At 71.4% G+C, this 24563-nt stretch carries 19 protein-coding genes; 8 read left to right on the forward strand and 11 right to left on the reverse strand.

What is annotated here, in order from left to right; translation table 11 throughout:
• Window positions 1–18 precede the first annotated feature (18 nt).
• The 3 genes from WAT24_RS08130 to WAT24_RS08140 all read left to right on the forward strand — a co-directional run bounded on the left by WAT24_RS08130 (window position 19) and on the right by WAT24_RS08140 (window position 1490).
• The gene (locus WAT24_RS08130) at window positions 19–606 is read left to right on the forward strand and encodes an NnrU family protein (RefSeq protein ID WP_336807346.1); all 588 of its coding nucleotides are present in this window, start codon (window positions 19–21) and stop codon (window positions 604–606) included.
• A 79-nt stretch (window positions 607–685) separates the two neighbouring features.
• Complete coding sequence (locus tag WAT24_RS08135; protein ID WP_336807347.1) at window positions 686–883, forward strand: hypothetical protein; 198 nt, start codon at window positions 686–688, stop codon at window positions 881–883.
• 1 nt (window position 884) lies between these two features.
• Window positions 885–1490: a DUF938 domain-containing protein gene (locus WAT24_RS08140; RefSeq protein ID WP_336807348.1), complete on the forward strand. Its 606-nt coding sequence runs from the start codon at window positions 885–887 to the stop codon at window positions 1488–1490.
• A gap of 41 nt (window positions 1491–1531) precedes the next feature.
• On the opposite strand, the gene WAT24_RS08145 is transcribed toward WAT24_RS08140, so the two are convergent.
• Window positions 1532–3457: a CocE/NonD family hydrolase gene (locus WAT24_RS08145; protein ID WP_336807349.1), complete on the reverse strand. Its 1926-nt coding sequence runs from the start codon at window positions 3455–3457 to the stop codon at window positions 1532–1534.
• Between the two features lie 182 nt (window positions 3458–3639).
• Between WAT24_RS08145 and WAT24_RS08150 the strand changes: the two genes are divergently transcribed.
• Window positions 3640–4038: a YchJ family protein gene (locus WAT24_RS08150; protein WP_336807351.1), complete on the forward strand. Its 399-nt coding sequence runs from the start codon at window positions 3640–3642 to the stop codon at window positions 4036–4038.
• Between the two features lie 716 nt (window positions 4039–4754).
• Here WAT24_RS08150 and ligB read toward each other — a convergent pair.
• The 4 genes from ligB to WAT24_RS08170 all read right to left on the reverse strand — a co-directional run bounded on the left by ligB (window position 4755) and on the right by WAT24_RS08170 (window position 12724).
• Entirely contained in the window at window positions 4755–6446 is a 1692-nt protein-coding gene (gene ligB / locus WAT24_RS08155) for an NAD-dependent DNA ligase LigB (protein ID WP_336807352.1), read from the reverse strand.
• Window positions 6447–6608: 162 nt separating this feature from the next.
• Window positions 6609–7373, reverse strand: coding sequence for an NRDE family protein (locus tag WAT24_RS08160; RefSeq protein ID WP_336807353.1), 765 nt, complete (start codon window positions 7371–7373; stop codon window positions 6609–6611).
• Between the two features lie 99 nt (window positions 7374–7472).
• Window positions 7473–10313 (reverse strand): TonB-dependent receptor plug domain-containing protein, encoded by a 2841-nt coding sequence (locus WAT24_RS08165; protein WP_336807354.1) that lies wholly within the window; start codon window positions 10311–10313, stop codon window positions 7473–7475.
• Window positions 10314–10594: 281 nt separating this feature from the next.
• Window positions 10595–12724, reverse strand: a complete 2130-nt coding sequence (locus tag WAT24_RS08170; RefSeq protein ID WP_336807355.1) for a TonB-dependent receptor family protein — start codon at window positions 12722–12724, stop codon at window positions 10595–10597.
• Between the two features lie 63 nt (window positions 12725–12787).
• Here WAT24_RS08170 and WAT24_RS08175 point away from each other — a divergent pair, with 63 nt between their 5' ends.
• Both WAT24_RS08175 and WAT24_RS08180 read left to right on the forward strand, forming a co-directional pair.
• The gene (locus WAT24_RS08175) at window positions 12788–13960 is read left to right on the forward strand and encodes a murein hydrolase activator EnvC family protein (protein ID WP_336807356.1); all 1173 of its coding nucleotides are present in this window, start codon (window positions 12788–12790) and stop codon (window positions 13958–13960) included.
• 103 nt (window positions 13961–14063) lie between these two features.
• The gene (locus WAT24_RS08180; protein ID WP_336807357.1) at window positions 14064–15416 is read left to right on the forward strand and encodes a S41 family peptidase; all 1353 of its coding nucleotides are present in this window, start codon (window positions 14064–14066) and stop codon (window positions 15414–15416) included.
• Window positions 15417–16397: 981 nt separating this feature from the next.
• Here the strand turns inward: WAT24_RS08180 and tatC are convergent.
• The 4 genes from tatC to WAT24_RS08200 all read right to left on the reverse strand — a co-directional run bounded on the left by tatC (window position 16398) and on the right by WAT24_RS08200 (window position 18602).
• Window positions 16398–17150 carry a twin-arginine translocase subunit TatC gene (tatC, locus tag WAT24_RS08185; protein WP_336807358.1) on the reverse strand — a complete coding sequence of 251 codons (753 nt, stop codon included), beginning with the start codon at window positions 17148–17150 and terminating at the stop codon, window positions 16398–16400.
• A complete protein-coding gene (gene tatB, locus WAT24_RS08190; RefSeq protein ID WP_336807359.1) occupies window positions 17137–17583 on the reverse strand; it encodes a Sec-independent protein translocase protein TatB in 447 nt (148 codons plus the stop codon). Before tatB ends, tatC begins: the two co-directional genes overlap by 14 nt.
• Window positions 17584–17601: 18 nt before the next feature.
• Window positions 17602–17847 carry a twin-arginine translocase TatA/TatE family subunit gene (gene tatA, locus WAT24_RS08195; RefSeq protein ID WP_336807360.1) on the reverse strand — a complete coding sequence of 82 codons (246 nt, stop codon included), beginning with the start codon at window positions 17845–17847 and terminating at the stop codon, window positions 17602–17604.
• 68 nt (window positions 17848–17915) lie between these two features.
• Entirely contained in the window at window positions 17916–18602 is a 687-nt protein-coding gene (locus WAT24_RS08200) for a lipid-binding SYLF domain-containing protein (protein ID WP_336807361.1), read from the reverse strand.
• A 103-nt stretch (window positions 18603–18705) separates the two neighbouring features.
• Between WAT24_RS08200 and hemH the strand changes: the two genes are divergently transcribed.
• Window positions 18706–19764 (forward strand): ferrochelatase, encoded by a 1059-nt coding sequence (hemH, locus tag WAT24_RS08205; RefSeq protein ID WP_336807362.1) that lies wholly within the window; start codon window positions 18706–18708, stop codon window positions 19762–19764.
• Window positions 19765–20246: 482 nt separating this feature from the next.
• On the opposite strand, the gene WAT24_RS08210 is transcribed toward hemH, so the two are convergent.
• Window positions 20247–21440, reverse strand: coding sequence for a class I SAM-dependent methyltransferase (locus WAT24_RS08210; RefSeq protein WP_425605279.1), 1194 nt, complete (start codon window positions 21438–21440; stop codon window positions 20247–20249).
• A gap of 183 nt (window positions 21441–21623) precedes the next feature.
• Complete coding sequence (locus WAT24_RS08215; RefSeq protein ID WP_336807364.1) at window positions 21624–23762, reverse strand: TonB-dependent receptor; 2139 nt, start codon at window positions 23760–23762, stop codon at window positions 21624–21626.
• A 133-nt stretch (window positions 23763–23895) separates the two neighbouring features.
• On the opposite strand from WAT24_RS08215, the gene WAT24_RS08220 reads away from it, so the two are divergent.
• The gene (locus WAT24_RS08220; protein WP_336807365.1) at window positions 23896–24552 is read left to right on the forward strand and encodes a hypothetical protein; all 657 of its coding nucleotides are present in this window, start codon (window positions 23896–23898) and stop codon (window positions 24550–24552) included.
• The last annotated feature ends 11 nt before the right edge of the window (window positions 24553–24563 follow it).

Raw genomic sequence — 24563 nt, forward strand, 5'->3', positions numbered from 1 at the left:
CCCCCCCGGAGTGCCCCGATGTCCATCCTGGTTCTCGGCCTGCTGATCTTCCTGGGCATGCATTCGCTGCGCATGGTCGCGCCCACCTGGCGCGAGCGCCAGCGCGCGCGGTTGGGCGAGAAGCGCTGGAAGGCGCTGTTCGCGGTCGTCTCGCTGGTCGGCTTCGTGCTGCTGTGCTACGGCTTCGGGATGGCGCGGCGGCATGCCGTGCTGCTGTACGTGCCGCCGCTGTGGCTGCAGCACCTCAATGCCCTGTTCACGCTGGTCGCCTTCGTGCTGGTCGCCGCCGCCCGCATACCGCGCAACCATCTGAAGGCCGCCGTCGGCCATCCGCAGGTGCTGGGCGTGAAGGTGTGGGCCTTCGGCCACCTGCTGGCGGCGGGCGGGCTGCACGACGTGGTGCTGTTCGGCGCGTTCCTGCTGTGGTCGGTGGCGCTGTTCGCCGTGTCGCGGCGGCGCGACCGGCAGGCCGGCGTCACCTACCCGGCCGGCACGCTGGCCGGCGACCTCAAGGTGGCGGTGGTCGGCGCGCTCGCCTGGGCGGTGTTCGCGTTCTGGCTGCACCGCGTGCTGATCGGCGTGGACCCGATGGCCGGCATGCACTGAACGGGTGCCGGGAGTCATCTACGCAGCCATCCACCGGCCGCGCTAGAGTCGGTGCACTCCCACCACCCGAGGACGGGCCATGGTCGGTTTCCTGTTGTGGCTGTTGCTGCTGGTGTTCTGCTGGCCGCTCGCGCTGCTGGCGCTGGTGCTCTATCCCATCGTGTGGCTGCTGTCGCTGCCGTTCCGGCTGGTCGGCATCACCTTGCATGCGGTGTTCGCCTTCCTCGGCGCCCTGCTGATGCTGCCGGCACGGGTGCTGCGCGGGCGTCCGGCCTGAGGTGGACAAGCCGTTCGCGCCCGCCTGCGAGCGCAACCGTGAACCGATCCTCGGCGTGCTGCGCGAGGCCTTCGCGGACCGGCGCCGGGTGCTGGAGATCGGCAGCGGCACCGGCCAGCATGCCGTGCATTTCGCCGCCGCCCTGCCCTGGCTGCGCTGGCAGTGCTCGGACCGGCCCGAGCAGTTGCCGGGCATCCGCCTGTGGCTGGACGAGGCCGGCCTGCCAAACACGCCGCCGCCGCTCGTGCTCGACGTCGCCGGCCCCTGGCCGGCGGCGCGCTACGACGCCGTGTTCAGCGCCAACACGCTGCACATCATGGGCTGGTCGGAGGTCGAGCGCCTGTTCGCGCGGCTCGCGGACGTCACCACCGACGACGCCGTGCTGGCGATCTACGGTCCGTTCAACGAGGGCGGGCGCTACACCAGCGAAAGCAACGCCGCGTTCGACCACGCGCTGAAGGCGCGCGACCCGCGCATGGGACTGCGCGACGCCGCGGCGGTCGATGCGCTGGCGGCGGACGCCGGCTTCGCGCTGCAGGCCGACCACGCCATGCCGGCGAACAACCGCTGCCGCGTGTGGCGCAGGACGCCACCGGGCCCGGCCTGAGGCGCGGGCGGCGGACGCTCCTCGTCCGCCGCGCCCGCCGCTCACTGCCCGGACACCACCGGCAGGCTGATCAGGCTGGCCTGGCCCGGCGCGTGGTACACGCGCTGGGTCGCCTTGCGGTAGTCGGCCGCCTTGGCGTCGAAGATGTTCGGCACGTAGGTCTGCGGGTTGCGGTCGTACAGCGGAAACAGCGTGGACTGCACCTGCACCATGATCCGGTGCCCGGGCTCGAACACGTGGTTGGCGGTGGGCAGGTCGAAGCGGTAGTGCAGTGGCGCGTTCGGCGTGATCGGCTGCGGCTTGGCGAAACTCTCGCGGTAGCGGCCGCGGAAGATGTCCAGCGCGATCGGCAGCTCGTAGCCGCCCATCGCCGGGTTCGAGGGCACCGTGTCCGGGTACACGTCGATCAGCTTGACCACCCAGTCGCTGTCGCTGCCGCTGGTGGAGGCCACCAGGTCCACCCGCGGCACGCCGCCGATGTGCAGCGGCGCGGTGAGCGGCTCGCTGACGTAGGTGAGCACGTCCGGGCGGCCGTCGACGAAGCGCTGGTCGGTGACCAGCCAGCGCGTCCACGCCTCGTGGTCGGCGAACACCACCGGGCGCGGCAGGTAGGGCACCGGCTTGGCCGGGTCGGAGACGTACTCGTCGTACGCGGCGGCACCGGCAGCCGGCGCCTGGAACGACAACCCGCCGCCGGCGGTGAGGTACAGCGGCTTCGGCCTGGAGGCGCAGCCCTGCTCGCAGCTCAGCGGCCAGCGCTGGAAACGGTCCCAGTGGTTCTCGCCGGTGTTGTAGATCAGCACCGGCGGCGTGTCGGCCTTGGGCGCACCATCCACCAGGTACTGGTTGAAGAACGGCAGCAGCACGTCGCGGCGGAACTGCAGCGCGGTGTCGCCGTCCCACTGCAGCGGGCCGAGCGAGCGGCCATCGTAGTTCACCTGGCTGTGCCGCCACGGGCCCATCACCAGGTAGTTCATGGTGTTGGTGGTGTCCTTGGGCTCCACCGCCTCGTAGCTGTGGATCGCGCCCCACATGTCCTCCTGGTCCCACAGGCCCTGCAGCCACAGGGTCGGCACCTTGAGCGGCTGGGCGGCCATCACCTTGTCCAGCGCCTGTGCCTGCCAGTAGGCGTCGTAAGCCGGGTGCTCGTGCACCTTGCGCCAGAACGGCAGCTGCTCGAGGCCCGCGGCACGCGCATAGTCGCCGGTGGAACCGGCGCGCAGGAAATTGGTGTAGTCGTCGTAGGCCTGGCGGGGGATGGCCGAGCCGGCGCCCCTCTTGCTGTTCTGTCCGGTGAGGTAGTCGAGGTTGACGTTGCGGTAGGCGCCGTAGTGGAACCAGTCGTCGCCCATCCAGCCGTCCACCATCGGGCTCTCCGGTGCGGCCACCTTGAGCGCCGGATGCGGGTGCACCAGCGCCATCACCACGGTGAAGCCCTCGTAGGAGGAACCGAGCATGCCCACGCGCCCGTTCGATTCGGGCACGTGCTTCACCAGCCAGTCGATGGTGTCGTAAGCGTCGGTGGAGTGGTCCACCTCGCTGGAGTTGAGCGGACCGCGCAGCGGGCGCGTCATCACGTACTCGCCCTCGGAACCGTACTTGCCGCGCACGTCCTGGAACACGCGGATGTAGCCGGCCTCGACGAACACCTCGTCGCCCTGCGGCAGCACGTCGAGCATGTGCGGCGAGTCGTTGCGCGCGGCGCGCCCGTCGGCGTTGTAGGGCGTGCGGGTGAGCAGGATCGGCGCGTCGTGCGCGCCCTTGGGGATCACGATCACGGTGTGCAGCTTCACGCCGTCGCGCATCGGGATCATCACCTCGCGCTTGACGTAGTCGTTGGCGGCGGTCGGCGCCTTGAAGCTGGCCGGGATGTCCGGCGTCAGCGGCGCGGTCTGCGCATGGACCAGCGGGACGGCGAGGGCGGCGGCGAGGACGGACGCCAGGACGAGCGGGCGGAACGGCAACATGGAACCTCCGGTGACGGGCCGCACGACGCGGCGTGGAGCGGGCGCGACGCGCCGTCCCCGACTGTAACCAGCGGCCTCCCGCGATGCCTACCATGACTTCCTGCACAGCCGCGGGCGTCGGGTGGATGGGCAAGCGCGGCGCATGGTGGCAGCATGGGGCCCATGCCTCCAGCGGAGCGATCGTGCGCGCCGTCGACACCCTGACTCCCTGCCCCTGCGGCAACCCGGCCGGCTACGCCCGCTGCTGTGGCCCGCTGCACGAGGGGACCCCCGCGCCGGACGCCGAGGCGCTGATGCGCTCGCGCTACAGCGCTTACGTGCTCAAGCGCGAGGACTACCTGCTCGCGACCTGGCACCCCAGCACCCGCCCCGCGCACCTCAAGCTCGCCGCGCAGCAGCCCGCGCCGAGCTGGCTGGGCCTGTCGGTCAAGCGGCACGAGCGCGGCGCCGCCGAAGCGGTGGTCGAGTTCGTCGCGCGGCTGCGCTACGGCGGCGGTCGCGCGCAACGCCTGCACGAAGTGAGCCGCTTCGTGCGCGAAGACGGGCGCTGGTACTACGTGGACGGGGAAATCCTCGCCTGAGGCGGGCACCGCTTTCTTCGCACGCGGGCGACGCGGGGGTCCCGCATCCGCGCGTGGCGCACCCGCAGGCAGATGGCCGGTGCCGCCAGCTCCCAGCGGCACGTGCTACCTGACGCGCCTCGGCCTGGCCTTGCGGACGGAGCGGTAGAACGCGACCGCCTTGCGGACGAGTGCCTCGAGGGCAGCCGCGTCGGCCGTCTCGTCTCGCCCTCGCGGAGGTCCGATCGCACGCCTGACGTTCCCATCAGGCGGGCGTTGAGGAGTCCTGCCGGGTCCCGCAGCGACGCCCCCTTGGCGAGGGTCAGCTTCGCCACCGACGTGTCGGCCTCACGGGTGCAGAGGATGCCGTCCTGCGACCCGGCCGGCGTGCCATCCACTTCCACTGTTCCACCACCCCGGGATCGGCCGCGTGGATGAGCGTGCGCATCCTGCCCGGGTCGCCTCGCGCCGATCGCCGAGCTCGGCGACGCGCTGGTCGATCGACCCCGGCGCCGGGCGCCGCCCGGCCGGACCGGTCTCTTCATGCGTTGCGCTCCGATAACGACCGCCAGGCCGCGATGCTGTCATCGCGGACCGCGCACCCGTACCTCGTCCGCACCGGATGGCCTGTCGTCACGGTGGACGGCCCGGTCGCATCGCGCGCCATGCGGTAGCTCCGTCTCCTCGCCCCTGATGCCGCGCCGCCGGCACACGCCAAGTCCGCTTCGGCAGGCGCGTCAGAAACCCTTCACGCCGGCCGCATGCAGACGCGCGGCCAGCCGCACGACCTCCGGGTGGTGGAAGAAGGCCTGCAGGCTGGCTGCACGGCCGGGCCCCACGCCCGGCTGGTCGTTCCAGGCCGCGGTGTCGCGCGCGGCCAGGGTGCGCCAGTCCGGCAGGCTGGACCGGCCGGCCGGCGGCATGCCCAGCGCCTGCAGCCAGCGTGCGAAGCTGCGGGCGCGCGTGCGTGCGAAGGCTTCGGCCAGGCGTCTGGCGCGGGTCGGTCCGATGCCGGGGACGGCGGCGAGCTGCGCAGGAGTGAGCGTGAGCCAGTCGAACAGGCCGTGCAGCAGGCCGGCATCGATCAGCGCCTGCCAGGTGGATTCGCCCATGCCGTCGAGCGCCAGGCGCTGCCGGCCGGCGAGCCAGTCGAGCCGTGCCAGGAACTGCCGGCGGCAACCGGGCAACGGATGCCAGCAGTCCAGGGGGCCGTGGCCGGCGTCGGCAGGCACCTCGACCCGGGCGCGTTCGCGCGTGCGCCAGACCACCGCGTCGAAGCGCGGGATGGTGAGCCCGGCCAGCGACAGCGCCACCTGATCGCCCGGCCGCAGGTCGAGCCGGCGCCAGCGGGCGAGCGAGCCCAGGCTCACACGGCGCACGGTGCGGTCATCGAGCACGACCGGCTCCAGTTCCAGCACCACGCTGAGGCCGCCGCGCCGGCCGCGGCGGAAGTCCACCGCGCGCACCGTGGCGAGCGCCTGCGCGGGCGGGTATTTCCACGCCACCGCCCAGGCAGGCGGCTCGGGCTTCCACGCCGCGGCGGGCGGGCGGTGGCCCTGGCGCAGCACGGTGCCGTCGGTGGCGAACGGCAGCGCCCCGCGGTACCAGCGCTCGCGCCAGTGGCGCACGTCCTCCAGGCTGCGTACCGGCCGGGTGAGCGCGGCGCTGGTGCCGAAGCCCATCGCCACGAGGCCGGCCAGGCGCGCGGGCATGTCGTCCGGACCGCTGGGCCAGTCCCACACGAACAGGCCGATGTGCGCGGCCGCCTGCGCGTCGAACGGATCGCGCGCCAGCGCCCCGGCGACGTCGGCGCGCGCGCGCACGCCACCGTCCCGCGCCTGCCGGTGGCCGGGAAGGTTCCACACCAGCTCGCCCTGCAGCACCACCCGTGCCGGTGCGTGCGGCAGGCGCTGCGGCACCGCCGCGATACGGCGTACCTTGGCGGTCCAGTCCGAACCGTGCAGGCCGTCACCGCGGCTGGTCGCCTGGCGCAGTCGGCCATCGACATAGAGCAGGGTGACCGCCACGCCGTCGGCCTTGGGTTGCACCCACAGGTCGTCGCCGTGGCGCGCGGCCATCCAGGCCTGCACGGCGGCCGCGTCGGGCAGCTTGGCCAGGCCGGTCTGCGCCACCGGTGCCGTGGTGGTGCCGGTGGCATCGGCGAGGTGCGCCAGCGGGGGTAGCGCCTGCCGCGGGAAGCAGGCGTGCCAGGCTTCATAGCGCGCGAGTGCCTGGTCGTAGATCGCATCGGGCACGGGCGAGCGGCCTTCCGTGCGGTAAGCGTGGTTCCAGGCGTCGAGCTGGTCGTGCAGGGCCTGCAGTTCCCGCGCGGCGTGCGCTGCACTCCAGGCGGGACACGCGGCGAGGCAGGGCATGGTCAGCAGCCAGGCGGCCAGCAGGGCCCACAGGCGATGGCGTCCTTGTCGCATCGAGTGCTCCGTGGTGTTCCTGCGGGAGGCTAGCGGTGCCGGCGTGTCGCGTGCAGCGGTGCGCGACGATCCCTGGGGTAGGATTCGCCGGACGGGCGTGCGGGGCCGGACCTACATCGACGCTCGGCACCCTGCCTTCGCCGCTTTGCCCGGCGCCGGGGCTCAGCCGGCGGTCCAGTCGATCCGCGTCTCGCCGCCCGCACGCCCGCCGGGGCCGAAACGGCGTTCGACGATGCAGCCGTTGCCGGCGTGGTCGATGGCCACCACCGTGCTCGAACGGGTGCCGTAGGCCTCGCCGCGGATGAAGGCGGCGGAAAGCCAGCGCTCGCGCTCGCGGCCGATGCCGGTATCCGGCAACTCGTGCTCGGGCGCCGGCTGCTCATCGGCGAGTGCCGCGAACAGCGGCGTGAAGTCCTCCTCCGCGCCGGCGTCGAGCCAGGCCTGCAGGCGCGCCATCAGCACGCGCGTCTTGGGCCAGGGCGTGTTGAAGTCGGCGTTGGACAGGCCGTGCACGCCCGGCGTCACCGCCTGGGCGCGCGGCGCCGGGCGGTTGCCCAGGTAGAACGCGTGCCGCGCGTCGAAGGTGAGCAGGTTGAAGGGACGGTACGTTTCGGCCCGTGCCTGCAAGGCCCGCGCGTGCGCGACGGCATCCAGCCCGCCGCGCAGCCAGTCGGACACCAGCCAGCCGCGCGAGGAGCCGAGTTGCGGGTCGCGCGGGTCGCGCACGTTGGTTACCACGCCGCAGCGGCCCTGCGGATCCACCCCCAGCCAGGTGCCGCCGGCCTCCAGGTCGCGCCCGGCGATCACCGGCGCGTCGCTCCAGCGCGCCAGCGGGGCGCTGGGGCGCGCGTGGTATTCGTCGCGGTTGCCGGCCAGCAGCAAGCGCCAGCGCGGGTGCGCCTGCCAGGCGAAGGCGATCAGGCACATGGGAAAGGCTCCGTCCGCATCGTCCGACTGTGCCCGTTTCACGGCGCAAAGAAAACGGCGCGCCGGCGGACCGGCGCGCCGCGTGGTGCCGAAAGCGCGCTACATCTTGTACTTGACGCCGACCGTGTAGAAGCGCCCGACCATGCCCATCTGCGACCAGGTGGGGTTGTAGTTGATGCCGGCGTAGTTGGCCGGGTCGAACGGCGCACGCCGGTTCAACGCGTTGAGGACCGACGCGTACACCGAGAAGTGGTCGTTGAAGTCGTAGCTTCCGGTGAGGTCGAACTGCGTCCAGGCCCCGACGTGGCAGCTCGGCGGGTACGGATCGCCGTTGTCGTCGGTGGAGATGCAGCCCTCGCCCGCGTCGGGTGACGTCATGCTGATGCCGCTGGTGTAGTACAGCGTGCCGGTGACCGTCGCCGGCCCGAACATGACCGTGTTCGCCCACGTCGCGCGGTCACGCGGGGTGCCGGCACCGGAGGACACCGCATACACGCCGTGCGTGCCGACGAAACGCTGCACCGTGCCGTCCTGCAGGGTGAGGTTCCATTCGAAGATGCGCGTGGCGCTGAACTCGCTGCGCAGCTTCACGTTGCCGCCGAGGTTGAAGTTGCCGATCAGGTCCAGGTCCACGCCCTTGGTCTGCAGCGCGTTCTGGTTGACGTAGGGCGCCTGCACCACCACCGGCTTGGGCAGCAGCGTCGGGTGTTCCGGGTCGGGCACGTCCGGGATGATCGCCGAGCCCGGCGGCAGCGGTTGGCCCGCGAAGTAGGCGTCCAGTACCGCCTGCGGGTCGAACTGGCCGATCACCCCGGTCTTCTTGATGTCGTAGTAGTCCACCGAGGCGCTGAACTGCTCGGTCGGCTGCCACAGCACGCCGAAGGTCCAGCTCTTGGATTTCTCCGGCTTGATGTCGGGATTGCCGATGGTGTCGTAGGCCAGGCCGTAGGGCCGCGTGTAGGCATCGCTGCCATGGGCGGCCACGTAGTCGTCAGGCAGGTTGTAGGTGGCGAAGCCCTCCGATTCGCTCGAGCCGTTCTCGGCGAAGCTCGGCGCGCGGAAGCCCTTGGACCAGGTGCCGCGGATCGCCAGCGACTCGATCGGCTTCCACTTGAAGCCGGCCTTGGGCGAGAAGTTGCTGCCGAAGTCCGAGTACTTGTCGTAGCGCCCGGAAACATCCACTTCCAGCGATTCCAGGAACGGCGCATCCAGCTCGACGTAGACGCCCTTGACGGTGCGCTTGCCGAAGGTGTGCGCCACGCCCAGGCCTTGCGCCGACAGGCCCGGATTGAGGTCCGGGTCGCTCTGCTTCTCGTGCCGGATGTCCACGCCGGTCGCCAGACCCAGCGAGCCGCCCGGCAGATCGGCCAGCGGACGGGTGACGTGGAAGTCGATCGACTGCAGGTCCGTGGTCGAGCGCTTGTGCAGCACCGGCGCCAGCTGGGCGAGCAGCTCGGGCGAGTTCTGCGACGGGTCGATGAAGTTGTACGTACCGTTGTTGACCGCGCTGATCAGCGCGGCGTAGTTGAGGAAGCCGTAGTTGTTGACGTCCAGCGAGCTGTGGTTGAAAACCACCGCGCTGTCGTAGTTCCACTCGCCCCAGAGGCCGTGGATGCCGCCGACCAGACGCGCGTTGTCGTTGACGTTCTTCGCGCCGCCGGGAATGTCGCCGAAGGCGTAGGTGATCAGCGCCGGCTGGTCGGGGAACGGGTTGTTCGGGTTGTCCGAGCCATCCGGCAAGGTGGCCGGCAACACGATCGAGCGCGTGTTCACCGGCGTGCCGGCGCGGATCTGCGGCGGCACGCCGGCTGCCTCCACCTTGTTGTGGTAGTAGCTGCCGCTGACGTACGCCTCGCTGTTCTCGCCCACCTTCACGGTCAACCGGCCGTAGATGCCCGCGCGCTCCTGCTTGGGCGCCAGGTCGATGTAGTCGGCGATCTGATTCTGCTCGCAGCCGGTGCCGAGGGCGTTGGTGACCACGGTCGAGCCCGGGCCGCACGGGCGCAACGGCTGCCACAGCGCGCCGTCGACCGCGGTACCGGTCTGCTGGCCGCCCGGCCCCGGCAGGCCCGGGACGGCCGGCTGCACCATGCCCCAGATCGAGCCGGTGTTGAAGCCGGGCTGGCCCCAGTTGAAGTCGCTGCCGCCGCCCCGGCTGAGGTCCGTGGTGTTGTAGGGATAGTCGCGGTCGCGCGCCCAGATGCGATCGTCCTTCTGCGCCTCGATGCTGCCGTAGGCGTTCCAGCCGTTCTTCTCCAGGTCGCCGCCGCCGAACAGCAGCGTGACGCGCCGCGTGGTGCCGCCGCCGCGCTGCGAGGTGCCGAGCTCGGCGGTGCCTTCCAGTCCCTTGTAGTCGTGCTTGAGGATGATGTTGACCACGCCGGCGATCGCGTCGGCGCCGTAGAGCGAGGAGGCGCCATCCTTCAGCACGTCGATGCGTTCGATCGCATTGACCGGGATGGTGTTGAGGTCGACGAAGGTGCGCTGGCCGTCGTCGGCGAGCGGGTAGTTGGTCGAGCGACGCCCGTCGATCAGCACCAGCGTGGAGTTGACGGTCAGGCCGCGCAGCGCCACGCCGGCGGAGCCGGCGGCGAAGCCGGCGGTGAACGCGGTCGGGATCGAGCCGCTGTTGTCCGCGGAGATCGCGCGCACCACGTCGGACACGGTCTTCAATCCGCTGCGTTCGATCTGCGCCGCGGTGATCACGGTGACCGGCGAGGGCGTCTCCACGTCGATGCGGGGAATCGCCGAGCCGGTCACGGTGATGGTCTGCAGCTGCTGCGCCTGTTGCGGGCTGGGTTGTTGCGGGCTGGGTTGCTGGGCGTCCTGCGGCGGCGCGGCACCGGTGGTACCCGCAGGCGGTGGGGTCTGGGCAAGGGTGGTCCCGAGAGGCGTCAACAGCAAACCGGCCAACGCCAAAGCAAGCTTGTTCGGCTTCATGACTGGATCCTCGGTTGTGGGGGTGCGCAACGCGCCCGAGGACTGGAGGTGGATGCTGCGACGCCACCGGCTCTGCGGGCGAGGGGAGTTGCGCAACGGCAGTCTTCCACTTCCCGCCGGGGGCTACAAGCACTTAACCCGGTCTGCGCGAGTTCATCGCATCGTGCCTGCGGTGGCACGGGGCATGCTTCGTGCGTGCCTGCTGGAAGCAGACACAGGCGTCCTTCATACGGACGTATGGATGTCCATCCGGTGGAGCGCCAGTGCCGCGCGGGGCGCGCTCAGAAGGTCAGTTGCGCACCCAGGGTGAGGCTGCGCCCCGGCGCTGGCTCGTAGTAGCGCCCGTTGCCGTCATTGACGATCACCGAGCCGACGATGCGCCGGTCGAACAGGTTGTCGACACGGGCGCTCAGGCCCAGTCGCGTGCTGCCCAGCGCCAGCCCGTAGGCGATGTCCACGCCGGTGCGCAGGTAGCCGGGCGCCCGCGCGCTGTCGCGGTCGTCCACCGGCACCGCGCCGGCGCCGTCCAGCTCGATGCCGCCGTGCCAGCCCAGTGCCCCGCCCCGTTCGAGCCGCAACGAACCGTAGCGCCACGGCACGCCGGGGATGCGCGTACCGGCCGGCACCGGCACCTGCGGCGCCATGCAGGGAGTCTCGCCGCAGGCGAGGAAGGCGCTGCGGAAGCGCGCATCCAGCCAGGTCAGGCCCAGCTGCAGGCGCCAGCCGGCACCGAGCTCGCCATCGAGGGCGAGTTCGCCGCCCTGCCGGCGGCTGCGGCCCACGTTGCGATAGGTCGAGCGCCCGCCGTAGCTGGTGGCGACGGCGAGCTCGTCGCGGGTGTCGGCGCGGAACAGTGCCGCCTCCAGCGCGAGGGCATCGCGTGGGTGCCACTTCAGGCCCAGCTCGCCGTTGCGGCTGCGCGCCGGGCGCAGGTCGATGGCGAGCCCGGCGCCGCCGTCGCGGCGGTAGCCCAGTTCGTTGAAGGTGGGCGTCTCGAAGCCTTCGCCGTAATTCGCGTAGAGGCGCAGGGTGGCGCCGGGGCGGTAGTCCAGGCCGATCACCGGAGTGGTCGCGCGGTAGCGGACGCGGCCGCTGTCGTCGGGGTTGGCGCCGGTGACGTAGCGGTCGCGTGCGCGGAACGCGATCGTGTTGTGGCGCGCGCCGAGCAGCAGCGACCAGCGCTCGGCGAGGCGCCAGTACAGCTGGACGTACGGGTCGAGGTCCCGCACGCGGTCGCGTTCGTCGCGGCGCAGCGCGCCGCGCAGGCCGAGCGCGTCGCCGACGAAGTTCTCGTAGCCGCGGCGGCGCTGGTCCTGCACGTCGGCCGAGAGACCCAGCACCAGCTCGAGCGGGCGTTCCAGGGCGTCGGTGCGCCGCGTCCAGCGCAGGTCCGCGCCGCCGTAGCCGCCGTCGAGGTCGACCACGCCGCCGGCGCTCAGCGGGCTGGCTTGCGCCGCGCGCGGTACCGCCAGCATCTGCAGCACCGTGCGCCGGCCGGCATAGCCCATCAGCCGCAGCGCGTCGCGCGGACCGGCCTGCTCCCAGATCACGCCGAGCTGGTTCTGGCGCACCCGCTTGCCGGTGTCGAACGCGAGCGCCGTCGTGACCGCCTGGCGCGGGTCGGCATGCCACTGCGCCCGGGTGAGCCCGAGCGGATCCTCGGCCTGCGGCTGGACCAGCGTATTGGCCACCACGGTCAGCGTGCGCCCGGCGCCGAGCCCGAACGCCAGCCGCGCGTTGCCCACGTCGCGCCGCGCGCGGCTGTGCCGGCGGTAGCCGTCGCTGCGCCATTGGGCGAGCGCCACGTTGTAGTTCAGCGCCCCGGCGATGCCGCGGGCCCCCGCTGCCACACTCAGGCCTGCATCGGCGCCGGCATGCACCTGTACCGAGCGCTGCGGTACCGCCTCGCCGGGCGCCGTCCACAACTGCACCACGCCGCCGGAGGAATTGCCGTACAGCGCCGAGAAGGGGCCGCGCAGCACCTCCACGCGACCGGCCGCCGCCAGGGCGACATGCGACAGCTGGCCCTGCCCGTCCGGCATGGTCGCCGGAACGCCGTCCGCATACAGGCGCACGCCGCGCACGCCGAAGCTCGCGCGCGCGCCGAAACCGCGGATCGAGAGCTGGGTGTCCTGCGCATAGTTCTGCCGGTCGCGCGCCAGCACGCCGGGCACGCCGACCAGCGCCTCGGACAGGTTCACCCCCGGCTTGCCGCTGGCGGCGGGATGGACCGGCACGCTGGCCAAGGCCGCCGGCAGGTCGAACGCGGGCAGGTCCAGGCGCATCGCCTGCACCGGCACCGGCGGCAGCTCGGTGACCGTCTGCGCGGGCACCGCCAGCGGCCAGGCCAGCACCAGCACGGTTGTCCAGCCGCCTCGTCGCATCGGGGTCGCCGTTTCGAAAACGCCCATGGTAGTGCCCGCCCGTGCAGGGCTCGTCTCGATCCGGCCGGGCCGGTTGGCCATAATCGGTGGATGCACCCACCCTACGCCCGAGCCCTCGCCTTTCTGCTGGCCCTCCTGGCGCTGGCCCTGCCGCCGACCACCCGCGCCCAGGACAGTGCGCGCCGCCAGGCCGAGGCGAAACAGCAGCTGGCCGAGCTGCGCAGCAAGATGGAAGCGCTTGCCCGCGAGCAGGCGCAGACCGCGGCACGGCGTGACCAGGCCAACGCGGAGCTCGCGCGCCAGGCCCAGGCGCTGTCCGAGGCGGTACGCGCCCTGCGCGAGGCCGACGCGGCGCTGGCCGCCAAGCAGCAGGAGCTCGCGCGGCTGCAGCAGGAGCGGGCCACCCTGGACCAGCGCCTGGCCGGGCAGCGCGCCGCCATCGCCGAGCTCCTGCGCGCCGCCTACACGCTCGGCCGCGGCTCGGACCTGCGCCTGCTGCTGGGCGACCAGGACCTGGCCCAGATCGCGCGCGCGCTGGCCTACTCGAAGTACTTCCAGCAGGACCGCGCACAGCGTGTCACCGAGCTGATGGGCGAGCTCGGCCGCCTGCAGGACCTGGAGGCGCAGATCGGCGCCGAACAGCAGGCGCTGGCCGCCACCCGCGCCGAGCGGGCCGACAAGGCCCAGGCGCTGGCCGCGCAGCGCGCCTCGCAGCAGAAGCTGGCCGCCCAGGTGGACGCCAAGTACAAGGACGAGGCCCAGCGGCTGGCCGCGATGAAGCAGAACGCGCAATCGCTGGACCGTCTGGTCGACAAGCTGCAGCGGGCCATCGACGAGGCCGCGCGCGAGGCGCAGCGCAGCGCGCGCCCGAATCCCGCCGCGCCCGGCCGCGCGGGCGGCAAGGCCGACATCCGCGGCAACCTGCCATGGCCGGCCGCGGGCGAGGTGGTCAGCTACGGCAACGGCGTACTGATCAAGGCCGCGGCCGGCAGCGAGGTGCACGCGGTGGCGCGCGGCCGGGTGGTCTATGCCGCCTTCCTGCGCGGCTACGGCCTGCTGCTGATCCTCAACCACGGCGACGGCTGGCTGAGCATGTACGGCAACAACGAAAGCCTGCTGCACGGCGTGGGCGACCAGGTCGAGGCCGGCCAGGCGGTCGGCACCGCCAGTCCGCTCACCGGCGTGAACACCGGCGTGTACTTCGAACTGCGCCACAACAACAAGCCGGTGGACCCGCGAAGCTGGCTGGCCAGGCGCCGTTGACGCCTCGTGCGCCCGGCCGCAGGCTAGCGTCTGAACAACCGCGCCTTCGCGCGGTCGAACGACGTCCGTCACGCGGACGTCCCGAACGTCCAGGAGTTCCCGCATGTACCCGTTTTCCCGAGCCCTCGCCTGCGCCGTGACCGCCGCGCTGCTGCTCGCGCCGCTGCATGCGCAGGAGGCGCCGGCCGTGCAAGGCGGGCCTGCCGCCAAGGGCGCGCCGGCCCCCGCGGCGAGCGCACCCGACCGTGTCGACCTGGACGACGTGCGCAACTTCAGCCGCGTCTACGAGGTGATCCGCCAGGCCTACGTCGAGCCGGTGGACAACAAGACGCTGATGCGGGCGGCGATCAGCGGCATGCTGAGCGGGCTGGATCCGCACAGCGAATACCTCGACAAGGAGGGGCTGGAGCAGCTCTCCGAGGACACCACCGGCCAGTACAGCGGCCTGGGGATCGAAGTACTGCAGGTGGACGGCGCGCTGCGCATCGTGGCCCCGATCGACGACACACCCGCCGCGCGCGCCGGCATCAAGCCCGGCGACACCATCGTCAAGATCGACGGCAAGCCGGTCGACGCCGACAATGCGGACGAGATGTTCCGCAAGCTGCGCGGCGAGCCGGGCAGCAAGGTCACCCTCACCGTCCTGCACGAGAAGAGCGACCAGCCGGTGGACATGCACCTGGTGCGCGAGCGCATCTCGGTGACCAGCGTGAAGCTGCGCGAGCTCGAGCCCGGCTACGCCTACATCCGCATCAGCCAGTTCCAGGAAGACACCGCCGGCGACCTGGAGCACAAGTTCGCCGACTACGTGGCCAGGCACGGTCAGCCCAAGGGGGCCGTGCTGGACCTGCGCTCCAACCCCGGCGGCCTGCTCACCTCGGCGGTGGCGGTCAGTGACGACTTCCTCGATGCCGGCGGGATCGTCAGCACGCGTGGGCGCCTCGCCGACGCCAACCTCAAGTTCGAGGCGCATCCGGGCGACCTGCTGCACGGCGCGCCGATGATCGTGCTGGTCGACAACGGCACCGCCTCCGCCGCCGAGATCGTCTCCGGCGCGCTGAAGGACGACCGCCGCGCGCTGATCGCCGGCCGGCGCACCTTCGGCAAGGGCGTGGTGCAGACCGTGCTGCCGCTGGACGCCGACCACGCGGTCAAGCTCACCACCGCGCGCTACTACACGCCCAACGGCACCTCGATCCAGGCCGAAGGCATCAAGCCCGACATCGCCCTGGCCGACCTCACCGTCAATCCCGCCGACAGCGGGCCCGAACTCGTCACTTCCGAGGCCGACCTGAGGAACCACCTGGCCAACGAGCACGCGACCAGCGGCCAGGACATCGACAACGACGGCAGCGCGGCCGACGCCAAGCTGGCCACGCAGGACTACGCGCTGGCGCAGGCGCTCAACATCCTCAAAGGCCTCGCGCTCGGGCACCGCAGCAGCGTCGCACAGTAGCCGTCGGCCCCAGGGGCGGCCTGCCCCTGCGCCGCACCGCGGCGGAGCGCGCACGGTCGCGAGGCGCCCGCTCACTCGCTCCGCCGGGGATGGGCTTGCCGAGGCCCGCGTTCTTCGGGGCGGCCAACGCGACCCGCCTGTGGCCCGACGGCTGGGCTCCCTCTCCCCATCGGACAGTTGGGCTGAGGGCGCTCGCGACGGTGGCTCGTGCACCCCACGCCGTGGTCCGCCTTTGCGGTGGCCGCGCCCGGCCGTGGGCTTGCCTGCTCGGTAGGAGCGAGCTTGCTCGCGATGCTCTTTTTCTTTGTGCTTCGCTGGAGGCCTGCTTGCGGGGGGTGTCGTTCTTGTGTGGGCTCTCCACGACCGGGCTCGCCTGCGGCGGGCTTCCGCTGCCCTGCCGGCCAGCGGGTCACTTCTCTTTGTGGGCCCAAGAGACGTCACCAAGAGAAATGGCCTGGGGCAACTCGATGAGGGAGAAGAGCTAGGCGCCCGTACGCCTTGCCGGGCGACGTGGTCGCTTCCAGAGGAGCTACCGCGGCGAGCCGCGAGCGCTCGATGACCGAGGCGATGGACAGGCTCGCTGCGCATCGCGGCCACAGCCTCCACGCCGCCGTGCACCTCCTGGCCCCGGTCCCCGAGCGCCCGCGGGATAGCGGCTGTAGCCCCTCTAAGAACCGGGCGCACCTTGCTGGCCGCAACGGCTCCTAGCTTTTGCCTCGCCCCGGGCTCATCCAGGCCGTTTCTCCTGGCGACTTCTCTTTGGGCCAGCAAAGAGAAATCACTCGAGCGCCGGCAGGCGATCGAAAGCCCGCCGCAGGCGAGCCCGCTCGCGGAGAGCCCACACAAGAACGACACCCCCCGCAAGCAAGCCCCCAGCGAAGCGCAAAGAAGCGAAGCACAAAGAGCATCGCGAGCAAGCTCGCTCCCACGGCAAGAGGCGGGACCATGGCCACCTGCGGGACAACCGGCCCCGGCGTCCCGCTACTCGGTGGCCTCGCGCGGCTTCACCAGCCAGCGCACGGCCAGCACGCCCAATTCGTAGAGCAGGCACATCGGCACCGCCAGCATGATCATCGAGGTGATGTCCGGCGGCGTGATCACCGCGGCGATCGCGAAGGCGCCCACGATCGCGTAACGGCGCACGCTGCGCAGCCGATCCACGTCGACCACGCCCACCACGGCGAGGATCACCACCGCGACCGGCACCTCGAAACACAGGCCGAAGGCGAAGAACATCAGCATCACGAAGTCGAGGTAGTGCGTGATGTCGGTCATCATCTCCACGCCCGCGGGCGTCACCGCGGTGAGGAAGCGGAACGCCGCGGGCAGCACCAGGAAATAGGCGAATGCGCAGCCGATGTAGAACAGCGCCAGCGCCGCGACCAGCAGCGGCCGCGCCAGGCGCTTCTCGTGCCGGTACAGGCCCGGGCTGACGAAGGCCCACAGCTGGTACAGGATCACCGGCATGCTGACGAACAGCGCCGTGTAGAAGGCGAGCTTGAGCGGCGTGATGAAGGGACTGGCCACCTCGGTGGCGATCAGGTGCGCGCCCTGCGGCAGGCGCGCGACCAGCGGCGCGGCGAGCAAGGTGTAGAGCCGGTTGGCGAAGGGGATCAGCGCCAGCAGCACGACGAGCACCGCGGCGCAGGCCTTGAGCAGGCGCGCGCGCAGTTCGATCAGGTGCGAGAACAGGCCCTGTTGCAGGTCGACCTGCTCGGGCTCAGGCGATGCCATGCGGGTGTTCCTTCGCCGGGGCGTGGTGCGGGTCGTCGGCGAACAGGTCGCCGGTGAGCGTGTCGCGCTCGGGCGCCGGATCGTCTGCCGCCGCCACGGGCGCCTCCTGCCCGGCGGGCTGCGGCAGCGGCGCCGGCGCGGCGGGGGCCGGCGCGGCGGTCACCGAGCCGACCGCCTCACGCACCTCGCGTGCGGCGGCATGCATCTGCGCCTGTGCCGCCTCGGCGCGCGCGGCTGCCTCGCGCGCGGTGCGCTTGATCTCCTCGATCTCAAGCTCGCGCGCCACCTCGGCGCGCACGCTCTCCCAGCTGTTGCGCACGCGGCGCACCAGCGCGCCGGCGGTACGCGCCGCGCCGGGAAGCTTTTCCGGCCCGAGCACGAGCAAGGCCACGAGTGCAAGCAGCAGCAGCTTGCCGAAACTGATCTCGATCATCGCCCCGCCACCGCGCACTCAGCGGGTTTCGCTGGTGTCGCGCGCCTTGCTGGTGGTGCCTTCCGCAGGCGGGGGATCGGCGCGCAGCTGCTCGGGCGCCTTGCGCTTGGCCTCGTCTTCCTCGTCGTCCCCCTGCATGGCCTTCTTGAAGCCACGCACGGCGTTGCCGAGATCCGGTCCGATCTTGCTCAGCTTGCCGGTGCCGAAGATCACCAGCACCACGACGAGCAGGATGAGCCAATGCCAAAAACTGTCCAGACCCATGTCTTGAAACCTCTGACGGTGCGTGCCGAAAACCGATAGGTGCCCGCATGGCTATGCCAGCACCGCGATCAACGTGCAGTGTACTCCTCAAGCTGATCGCGGAAGTCGACCACCGCCCCCGGCACGTTGCTGACCCCGCCTTCGAAGATGCGCCGGGGCGTGATTCCCGCACCGTACACGGCCGCGTTGGCGTCGTAGTCGATGCGCAGCGCCGAACCGTCCAGCGCCACGCCGGCGAACAGGCCCCGCGAACGCGAGTAGGAATAGATCTCCGCCTTCATCTGCGCATCGGTGGCCGCGGTGGCAGTGCGCCCGACCGGGCCGGCCGCGGCCGCGGCGTCGGCGCCGACCGTGAACTTGCCGTCGACGATGGAATCGACGCCGCGCTGGGTGCGGAACACCAGCACCACGTCGGTCGAGGACACGCCCGCCTGGAACCCCACGCTGCCGCCGGTGAGGGTGATGAAACTGGGGTTGGACCAGGTGCCGTCCGGGCTCTTCACCGAGATCAGGCCCTCGCCTCGGCGGCCGCCGAAGATCAGTCCGGCCTTGACCATGTCGGGGATCACCGCGATCGCCTTGGCGTTCTGCAGCAGGTCGCGCGGGATCGCCTTGTCCGGCGCCTGCATGATCTCGCGCAGCACGCGCACCGCATTCTGCGCGCGCGCCAGCGGCGGGTCTTCCGCCTGCACGACCGTCGCCGGCAGCAGCAGGGCCGGCGCGAGCAGCAGGCAACGACGCAATGCCTTGAACATGGGCTTCTCCTCCACGTGGGGTTGGGGGTGCGGCAACCGCTCCGCCGGGGCGCCGGGCCGCTTGTGGCAGACTCCACCGCCTGCCTGCGCCACCGGGTCCACGATGCCACAGCCCAGCCACTATACCGGCCCCGCCGACGCCGCCCCTGACCGGCGCGTTCAGGCTGGCGCCATCTGCGGGACCGGCGTGCTGCTGGTGAACCTGGGCACGCCCGAGGCACCCACCGCGCGTGCGCTGCGACCGTACCTGGCCGAGTTCCTGTCCGACCCGCGCGTGATCGACTACCCGCGCTGGCTGTGGTGGCCGATCCTGAAGGTGATCCTGGCGATCCGGCCGCGGCGTTCGGCGCATGCCTACGCGCGGATCTGGACGGAGGCGGGCTCGCCGCTGCGCGTGCTGAGCGAATCGCTCGCCGCCGCGCTGCAGGCCGAGCTCGGCGGCCAGGCCCGGGTCGCGCTGGCGATGCGCTACGGCCAGCCGACGGTCGCGGCGACGATCGCCGCGCTGCAGGCGGCCGGCGTGCGGAGGCTGCTGGTGCTGCCGCTCTACCCGCAGTACTCGGCGACCTCCACCGGCTCGGTGATCGACGCGGTGGCCGAGGCGCTCAAGCGCCTGCGCTGGCCGCCGGAGCTGCGCGTGGTCAACGACTACCACGACGATCCGGCACACATCGAGGCGCTGGCGCGGCGCATCGAGCACTGGTGGGGCGCGCACGGCCGCGGCGAGAAGCTGCTGCTGTCCTTCCACGGCATTCCCGAGCGCTACGTGCGCCTGGGCGATCCCTACCTGGCGCAGTGCCAGGCGACCGCGACTCTGCTGCGCGAGCGTCTGCGCCTGCGCGGGGACGAGCTGCTGCTGAGCTTCCAGTCGCGCGTGGGCCGCGAACGCTGGCTGGAGCCCTACACCGACGCCACCGTGCGCCGGCTGGCCGGCGAGGGGGTGCGGCGGCTGGACGTGGCCTGCCCCGGCTTCGCGGTCGACTGCCTGGAGACGCTGGAGGAGATCGCCATGCAGAACCGCGAGTTCTTCGTCGAGGCCGGCGGCGAGGCGTTGCGCTACATCCCGGCGCTCAACGATACGCCCGAGCAGGTGGCGAGCCTGGCCGCGCTGGTCCGCCGCCACGCGCAGGGCTGGCCCGGTTTCGCCGGCGGACCGAGCTGAGGGTTTGCTGCCCCCGCGGTCGCGCGCTCGGTGGAAGCGCGCTTGCTCGCGATGCCCTTGACCTTTGTTTGGGCGCTCGCTTGCGGAGCGTGTCGTCCTTCTACGGCGCTTTCGCGACCGGGCTCGCCTGCGGCGGGCTTCCGCTGGCCTGCCGGCCAGCGGGTCACTTCTCCTTGCTGGCCCAAAGAGAAGTAACCAAGAAAATGGCCTGGGCAACTCGATGCGAGGAGAAGAGCTAGGCACCCTAACGCCTTGCCGGGTGAGTTGCCCGCTTCAAGAAGAGCTAGTGCGGCTACACCGCGAGCGGTCGATGACCGAGGCGATGGCCTCACATGCGTATCGCATGTATGGTTCGTGCGATTCCGGCTTTTTGGGGGCCGCAGAAAACGACGCCGCGGTCGTCAGTTCTTCCCCCGCTCGGCAAGGAAGCGGCGGCAGGTGGATGGCGGTGCTGCCAGGGCTTGCTGGCGAGGCGCCTGCCCTCAGAGCCGCCCGCCCTGATCGGCGGCGAGCAGCTCCGCGTCCAGCGGCAGCACGTCCAGCCCGCGCGCGAACAGCATGGCCTGGAAGCGCTCGCCCATCTGCTCGGGCAAGGTCAGGCGGCGCACTTCCTGGGCCAGGCGGTGGCGCGCCACCTCGTCGGGCGCCGCCGCATAGGCCTGCTCGAACGCCGCCTGCAGGCCGCTGGCAAGCAGGAGCTGCGCCTGCGGCAGGTAGGCGGCCACGCCGAAGCCGGCGCTGTTGCCGGCCTCGGCCAGCGCGGTGAAATCCACCGAGGCGGTGAGGTCGTTGAGACCCGGCCAGTGGAAAGGGTCGTTGTGCGCGTGGTGGCGGTAGTGCGCCATCAGCGTGCCGTCGTCGCGCTCGGGCAGGTAGTACTCGCGGCGCACGTAGCCGTAGTCGACGAACAGCATCAGGCCAGCCACCAGTGACCCCGCCACCGCCTGCATCCAGTACGGCAGCTGCGGCAGGATCTCCGAGCGGTAGCCGTCGGCGAAGCGCCGCTCCACGTCGCGCTCGACGTGGCGCACCGCCGCCGCCACCAGCGCGTCGGCCGGGCGGTCGGTGCGCAGCAGGCGACCCTCGCCGTCCAGGGCGACGTGCTCTTCGTAGACCTCGCCCTGGCGCAGGGTGAAGCGCGTGGTGGGCAGCGCGTCGATGACCTCGTTGGCGAACAGCACGCCGCGCCAGTCCCGCTCGGGCGGGCGGTCCAGCCAGGCCACCCGCGCGCGCAGTTCCGCCGGCAACGCGCCGGACAGCCGCTCGCGCTGGCGGTCGCGCAGGTCCGCACTGGGCTCCAGGATCAGGTACCGCCGGGGCACCGTGCCCGCGTCGGCCAGGGCGCGCAGCGCGGCCTCGGCGAAGGCGCCGCTGCCGCCGCCCAGCTCCAGGAAATCCGCCTCGCCACCGAGCAGGGCGAGCACGGGCTGCACCGCGTTGACCACACAGCGCGCGAACAGCTCGCCGAGCTCCGGGGCGGTGACGAAATCGCCGGCGGCGCCGAACTTGGTCCTGCCGGCGCTGTAGTAGCCCAGTCCCGGCGCGTACAGGCAGCGCTCCATGTACTGTGCGAACGGCATCGGCCCGTGCGCCGCGATCTGCGTGCGCAGCAGCTGAAGCAGGCGTTGCGAATGTTCGCGCTCGTCGGGACCGGGTTCGGGAAGGCGGGAAGCCATGCGGGCGGATCGTGGCGAAGGATCGGAAAGCATAGCCGATGGCCTGTCACGGTCCCGTGCCGCGCCGTCCCGGCCGTGCCCTGTGCAGCTCCCCGGTGCGAGCTTGCTCGCGGTGCCTTGTTCTCGGTCTCGCCGCGCATGAGCGTCGCGAGCAAGCTCGCTCCCACAGGGCGGAAATGGTGGTCAGAAGTCCTTCTGCAGGCTCAGGTACACCCCGCGGCGCGGACCGAACTGCGGCGCGCCCACGCCGATGCCGCTGCCGTCGCGCAGCTCGTAGCTGCGGTCCAGCGCGTTGAGCACCGCCAGTTGCGTGTGCAGGTCGCCGAAGCGGCCGAAGTCGAAGTCGTGCGAGACGCTCAGGTTGAGCTGGAAGTAGGCCGGCAGGTGGTCGCCGTTGGGCACCGCGCCGTCGCGGCGCAGGCCGCTGCCGAACAGGTAGTCGGCGCCGATCCGCGTGCGCTCGTCGAGCGCGTAGCTGACGCCGCCGGAGGAGGCCAGCTTCTGGTCGTGGTCCAGGTGGATGTAGTGGTCGTTGACGTAGGCCAGGTCGTCCGGATCGAAATTGTACTGGCTGGTGATGATGCGCTCGCCGATCGCCTTGCTGGCGGCCAGGTTGAAGTATGCCGACAGCGGGCCCTGGGCATAGTTGACGGTGAACTCCGCGCCCTTCACCCGGCCCTGCGCGTAGTTGAAGGTGGAGTAGACCAGCGCCGAGCCGAACTGACCCTCGTCCTGCAGCCGGTGGACCTTGCGGTAGTACGCGTCGAGCCCGAAGGTCCAGGCACCGAGGCTCTGCTGCACGCCGGCATCGAAGTAGTCCGAGCGCTCGGCCAGCGGCGTGTTGTTGCCCAGGTCCGGCACCGCGTTGGTGGTGCCGTCGAAGCGCGCGATGTTCTCGCTGGTGATCATCTCGGTCGCCGGCGGCGTGAAGTAGCGCGCGTAGCCGGCGTGCACCACGGTGCTGCCGGTGGCCTGCCAGACCAGGCCGATGCGCGGGCTGAGCTGGCTCTCGGTGCGGGTGAGCCGGTAGCGGTCACCGCGCAAACCGAGGTTGAGGGTCCAGGCCTCGTTCAGGGACCACTCGTCCTGCACGTAGGCGGACCAGGTCTTGGCGGTCAGGCGGCTGGCGTCGAGGATCTCGATCGGCGTGGTGCTGGTCTGCCCGCCGTCGGCGTCGGCCGGGAACACCCAGGCGTCATTGCCGCTGCCGGCACGCTCGAAGCTGCCGTAGAGGCCGTAGCGCAGCGTGTGTGCATCGCCCAGCGGGGTGGCGAAATCCGCCTGCAGGGTGCTGGCGCGGTTGCTGCGGGTGACATTGGAGGCCACGCCGTTGAACATCAGTTCGCCGACGCGGTCGGGCATGTAGTCCACGTCGGTGTAGCGCTGGCCAAGCGAGACCTGGTAGTCCGTGCTGCCGCCGAGCTTGCCCTGCAGCGCCAGCACGCCGAAGCGCGTGGTTTCGTTCTGGCGCGCGTCGAGCAGCGCGGAATCGAACGCGGTGCGGTCCAGGTAGCCGAACTGCGGCTGCTGGCCCGGCACGTTGGGGATCTCGAAGCGGTTGTTGGCCGAGCCGAACAGGAAGCTCAGCCGCGTATCGGCATCGATCAGGTAGCTGACGTCGCCGAAGCTCTTCACCTGGTTGGTATGGTCGTGGATCGGCTTGCGGCTGGCGGTGGGGTTCTCGATGCCGGCATCGCTTTCCAGGTAGTTGGCGGTGAAGAAGGCGCTCCAGCGGTCGCTGCTGCCCCACAGCGAGACGTTGGGGTTGAGCGTGCCGAACGAGCCGCCGGTGATGCCCACACTGCCGCCGTTGCCGAGCTGGTGGCCGCTCTTGGTGGTGATGTCCACCACCGCGGCGGTGCGCAGGCCGTACTGCGCCGGCAGCGCGCCGTCGAGCAGCTTCACGCTGCGGATGGTGCGCGCGTCCAGCGCCTGGCCGAAGCCGGAGATCGACTCGGGGATGATCACGCCGTTGATGCGGTACTGCAGGTTGCCGTGGTCGCCGCGCACGTGCAACCCGCCGTAGGAGTCCTGCACCACGCCCGGGGCCTGCAGCAGCACCTGGTTCAGCGGAGTGGACTGGCCCAGCGGCAGCTGCGCGATCGCCTGCTGGTCGATCACGTACTGGCTCGAGCCGGTGTCCGGCGACAGCGCATTGCGCGCCTGGTCCAGCGCCGCGGTGACGTCGACCGTTCCCAGCTGACGCACCTGCATCGGCGTGTCGGACTTGGTGTCCGCCGGCGCGACGGCGTCCGGCGCGGACGTCGCGAAGGCGGGACCGAGGGCGCAGGCGAGGCTGAGGGCGAGCAGGGTACGCGTCATGGATACCATCCTGGGACTGGGGTTTCGAAATGTTATAATATAACCAATCCGGACCACCCTGCCGGAAGTCATGCAGGCCATGCGGCATTCACGCCGCGTCGCGGACACTGGCCCTCCACCCCGAGGACACGCCATGGCCCAGCCTTCCACCCAGGTGCCTGCCGTTCCGGCCACGCTCGAGCACGGCCTGATCACTGCCGCGATCCTGGACTTCGTCAGCCAGATTCCCGGCAGCCGGGTTCACGGCGAGGCACACCCGGATGCCCGGGCCCGCGAACTGGCCCGCCAGGCCGCGCGCAAGGCGGCGCTCACCGCCGGCTCGCTGGCGCTGCCGCCGGGACCGCTGGGCTGGCTGACCGTGCTGCCGGAGCTGGTGGCGATCTGGCGCATCCAGGCGCAGATGGTCAGCGACATCGCCGCCGCCTACGGCAAGCACGCCAGCCTGGGCCGCGAGCAGATGCTCTGGTGCCTGTTCCGGCACACGGCGGCACAGGCCTTCCGCGACCTGGTGGTGCGCATGGGCGACCGGCTGCTGTTCCGCCAGCTCTCGGCCACGCTGGCCGAGCGGCTGGCGCAACGGATCGGTCTGCACCTGTCGCAGCGCGCGGTCGGTGCCGGCATCTCGCGCTGGCTGCCGGTGATCGGCGCGGCCGGCGTCGGCGCCTACGCCTGGTACGACACGCGCGGCGTAGCGCGTACCGCGATCGAGCTGTTCAGCGGCCGCACCGCGGTGGACACCGAAACGGTTCTGCCGGCCGACGCCGAGCCGCTCGATCCCGCGACGCCGTGACGGCCGCGGTG

The organism is Fulvimonas yonginensis (genome assembly GCF_037137055.1).
Taxonomy (GTDB): Bacteria; Pseudomonadota; Gammaproteobacteria; order Xanthomonadales; family Rhodanobacteraceae; genus Frateuria_A; species Frateuria_A yonginensis.

Excerpts from the sequence above, each read along its gene's own strand:
- WAT24_RS08130 (WP_336807346.1), top strand. The coding sequence starts at position 19 with ATGTCCATCCTGGTTCTCGGCCTGCTGATCTTCCTGGGCATGCATTCG.
- WAT24_RS08135 (WP_336807347.1), top strand. The coding sequence starts at position 686 with ATGGTCGGTTTCCTGTTGTGGCTGTTGCTGCTGGTGTTCTGCTGGCCG.
- WAT24_RS08145 (WP_336807349.1), bottom strand. The coding sequence starts at position 3,457 with ATGTTGCCGTTCCGCCCGCTCGTCCTGGCGTCCGTCCTCGCCGCCGCC.
- ligB (WP_336807352.1), bottom strand. The coding sequence starts at position 6,446 with ATGCGACAAGGACGCCATCGCCTGTGGGCCCTGCTGGCCGCCTGGCTG.
- WAT24_RS08160 (WP_336807353.1), bottom strand. The coding sequence starts at position 7,373 with ATGTGCCTGATCGCCTTCGCCTGGCAGGCGCACCCGCGCTGGCGCTTG.
- WAT24_RS08165 (WP_336807354.1), bottom strand. The coding sequence starts at position 10,313 with ATGAAGCCGAACAAGCTTGCTTTGGCGTTGGCCGGTTTGCTGTTGACG.
- WAT24_RS08170 (WP_336807355.1), bottom strand. The coding sequence starts at position 12,724 with ATGGGCGTTTTCGAAACGGCGACCCCGATGCGACGAGGCGGCTGGACA.
- WAT24_RS08175 (WP_336807356.1), top strand. The coding sequence starts at position 12,788 with ATGCACCCACCCTACGCCCGAGCCCTCGCCTTTCTGCTGGCCCTCCTG.
- WAT24_RS08180 (WP_336807357.1), top strand. The coding sequence starts at position 14,064 with ATGTACCCGTTTTCCCGAGCCCTCGCCTGCGCCGTGACCGCCGCGCTG.
- tatC (WP_336807358.1), bottom strand. The coding sequence starts at position 17,150 with ATGGCATCGCCTGAGCCCGAGCAGGTCGACCTGCAACAGGGCCTGTTC.
- tatB (WP_336807359.1), bottom strand. The coding sequence starts at position 17,583 with ATGATCGAGATCAGTTTCGGCAAGCTGCTGCTGCTTGCACTCGTGGCC.
- tatA (WP_336807360.1), bottom strand. The coding sequence starts at position 17,847 with ATGGGTCTGGACAGTTTTTGGCATTGGCTCATCCTGCTCGTCGTGGTG.
- WAT24_RS08200 (WP_336807361.1), bottom strand. The coding sequence starts at position 18,602 with ATGTTCAAGGCATTGCGTCGTTGCCTGCTGCTCGCGCCGGCCCTGCTG.
- hemH (WP_336807362.1), top strand. The coding sequence starts at position 18,706 with ATGCCACAGCCCAGCCACTATACCGGCCCCGCCGACGCCGCCCCTGAC.
- WAT24_RS08210 (WP_425605279.1), bottom strand. The coding sequence starts at position 21,440 with ATGGCTTCCCGCCTTCCCGAACCCGGTCCCGACGAGCGCGAACATTCG.
- WAT24_RS08215 (WP_336807364.1), bottom strand. The coding sequence starts at position 23,762 with ATGACGCGTACCCTGCTCGCCCTCAGCCTCGCCTGCGCCCTCGGTCCC.
- WAT24_RS08220 (WP_336807365.1), top strand. The coding sequence starts at position 23,896 with ATGGCCCAGCCTTCCACCCAGGTGCCTGCCGTTCCGGCCACGCTCGAG.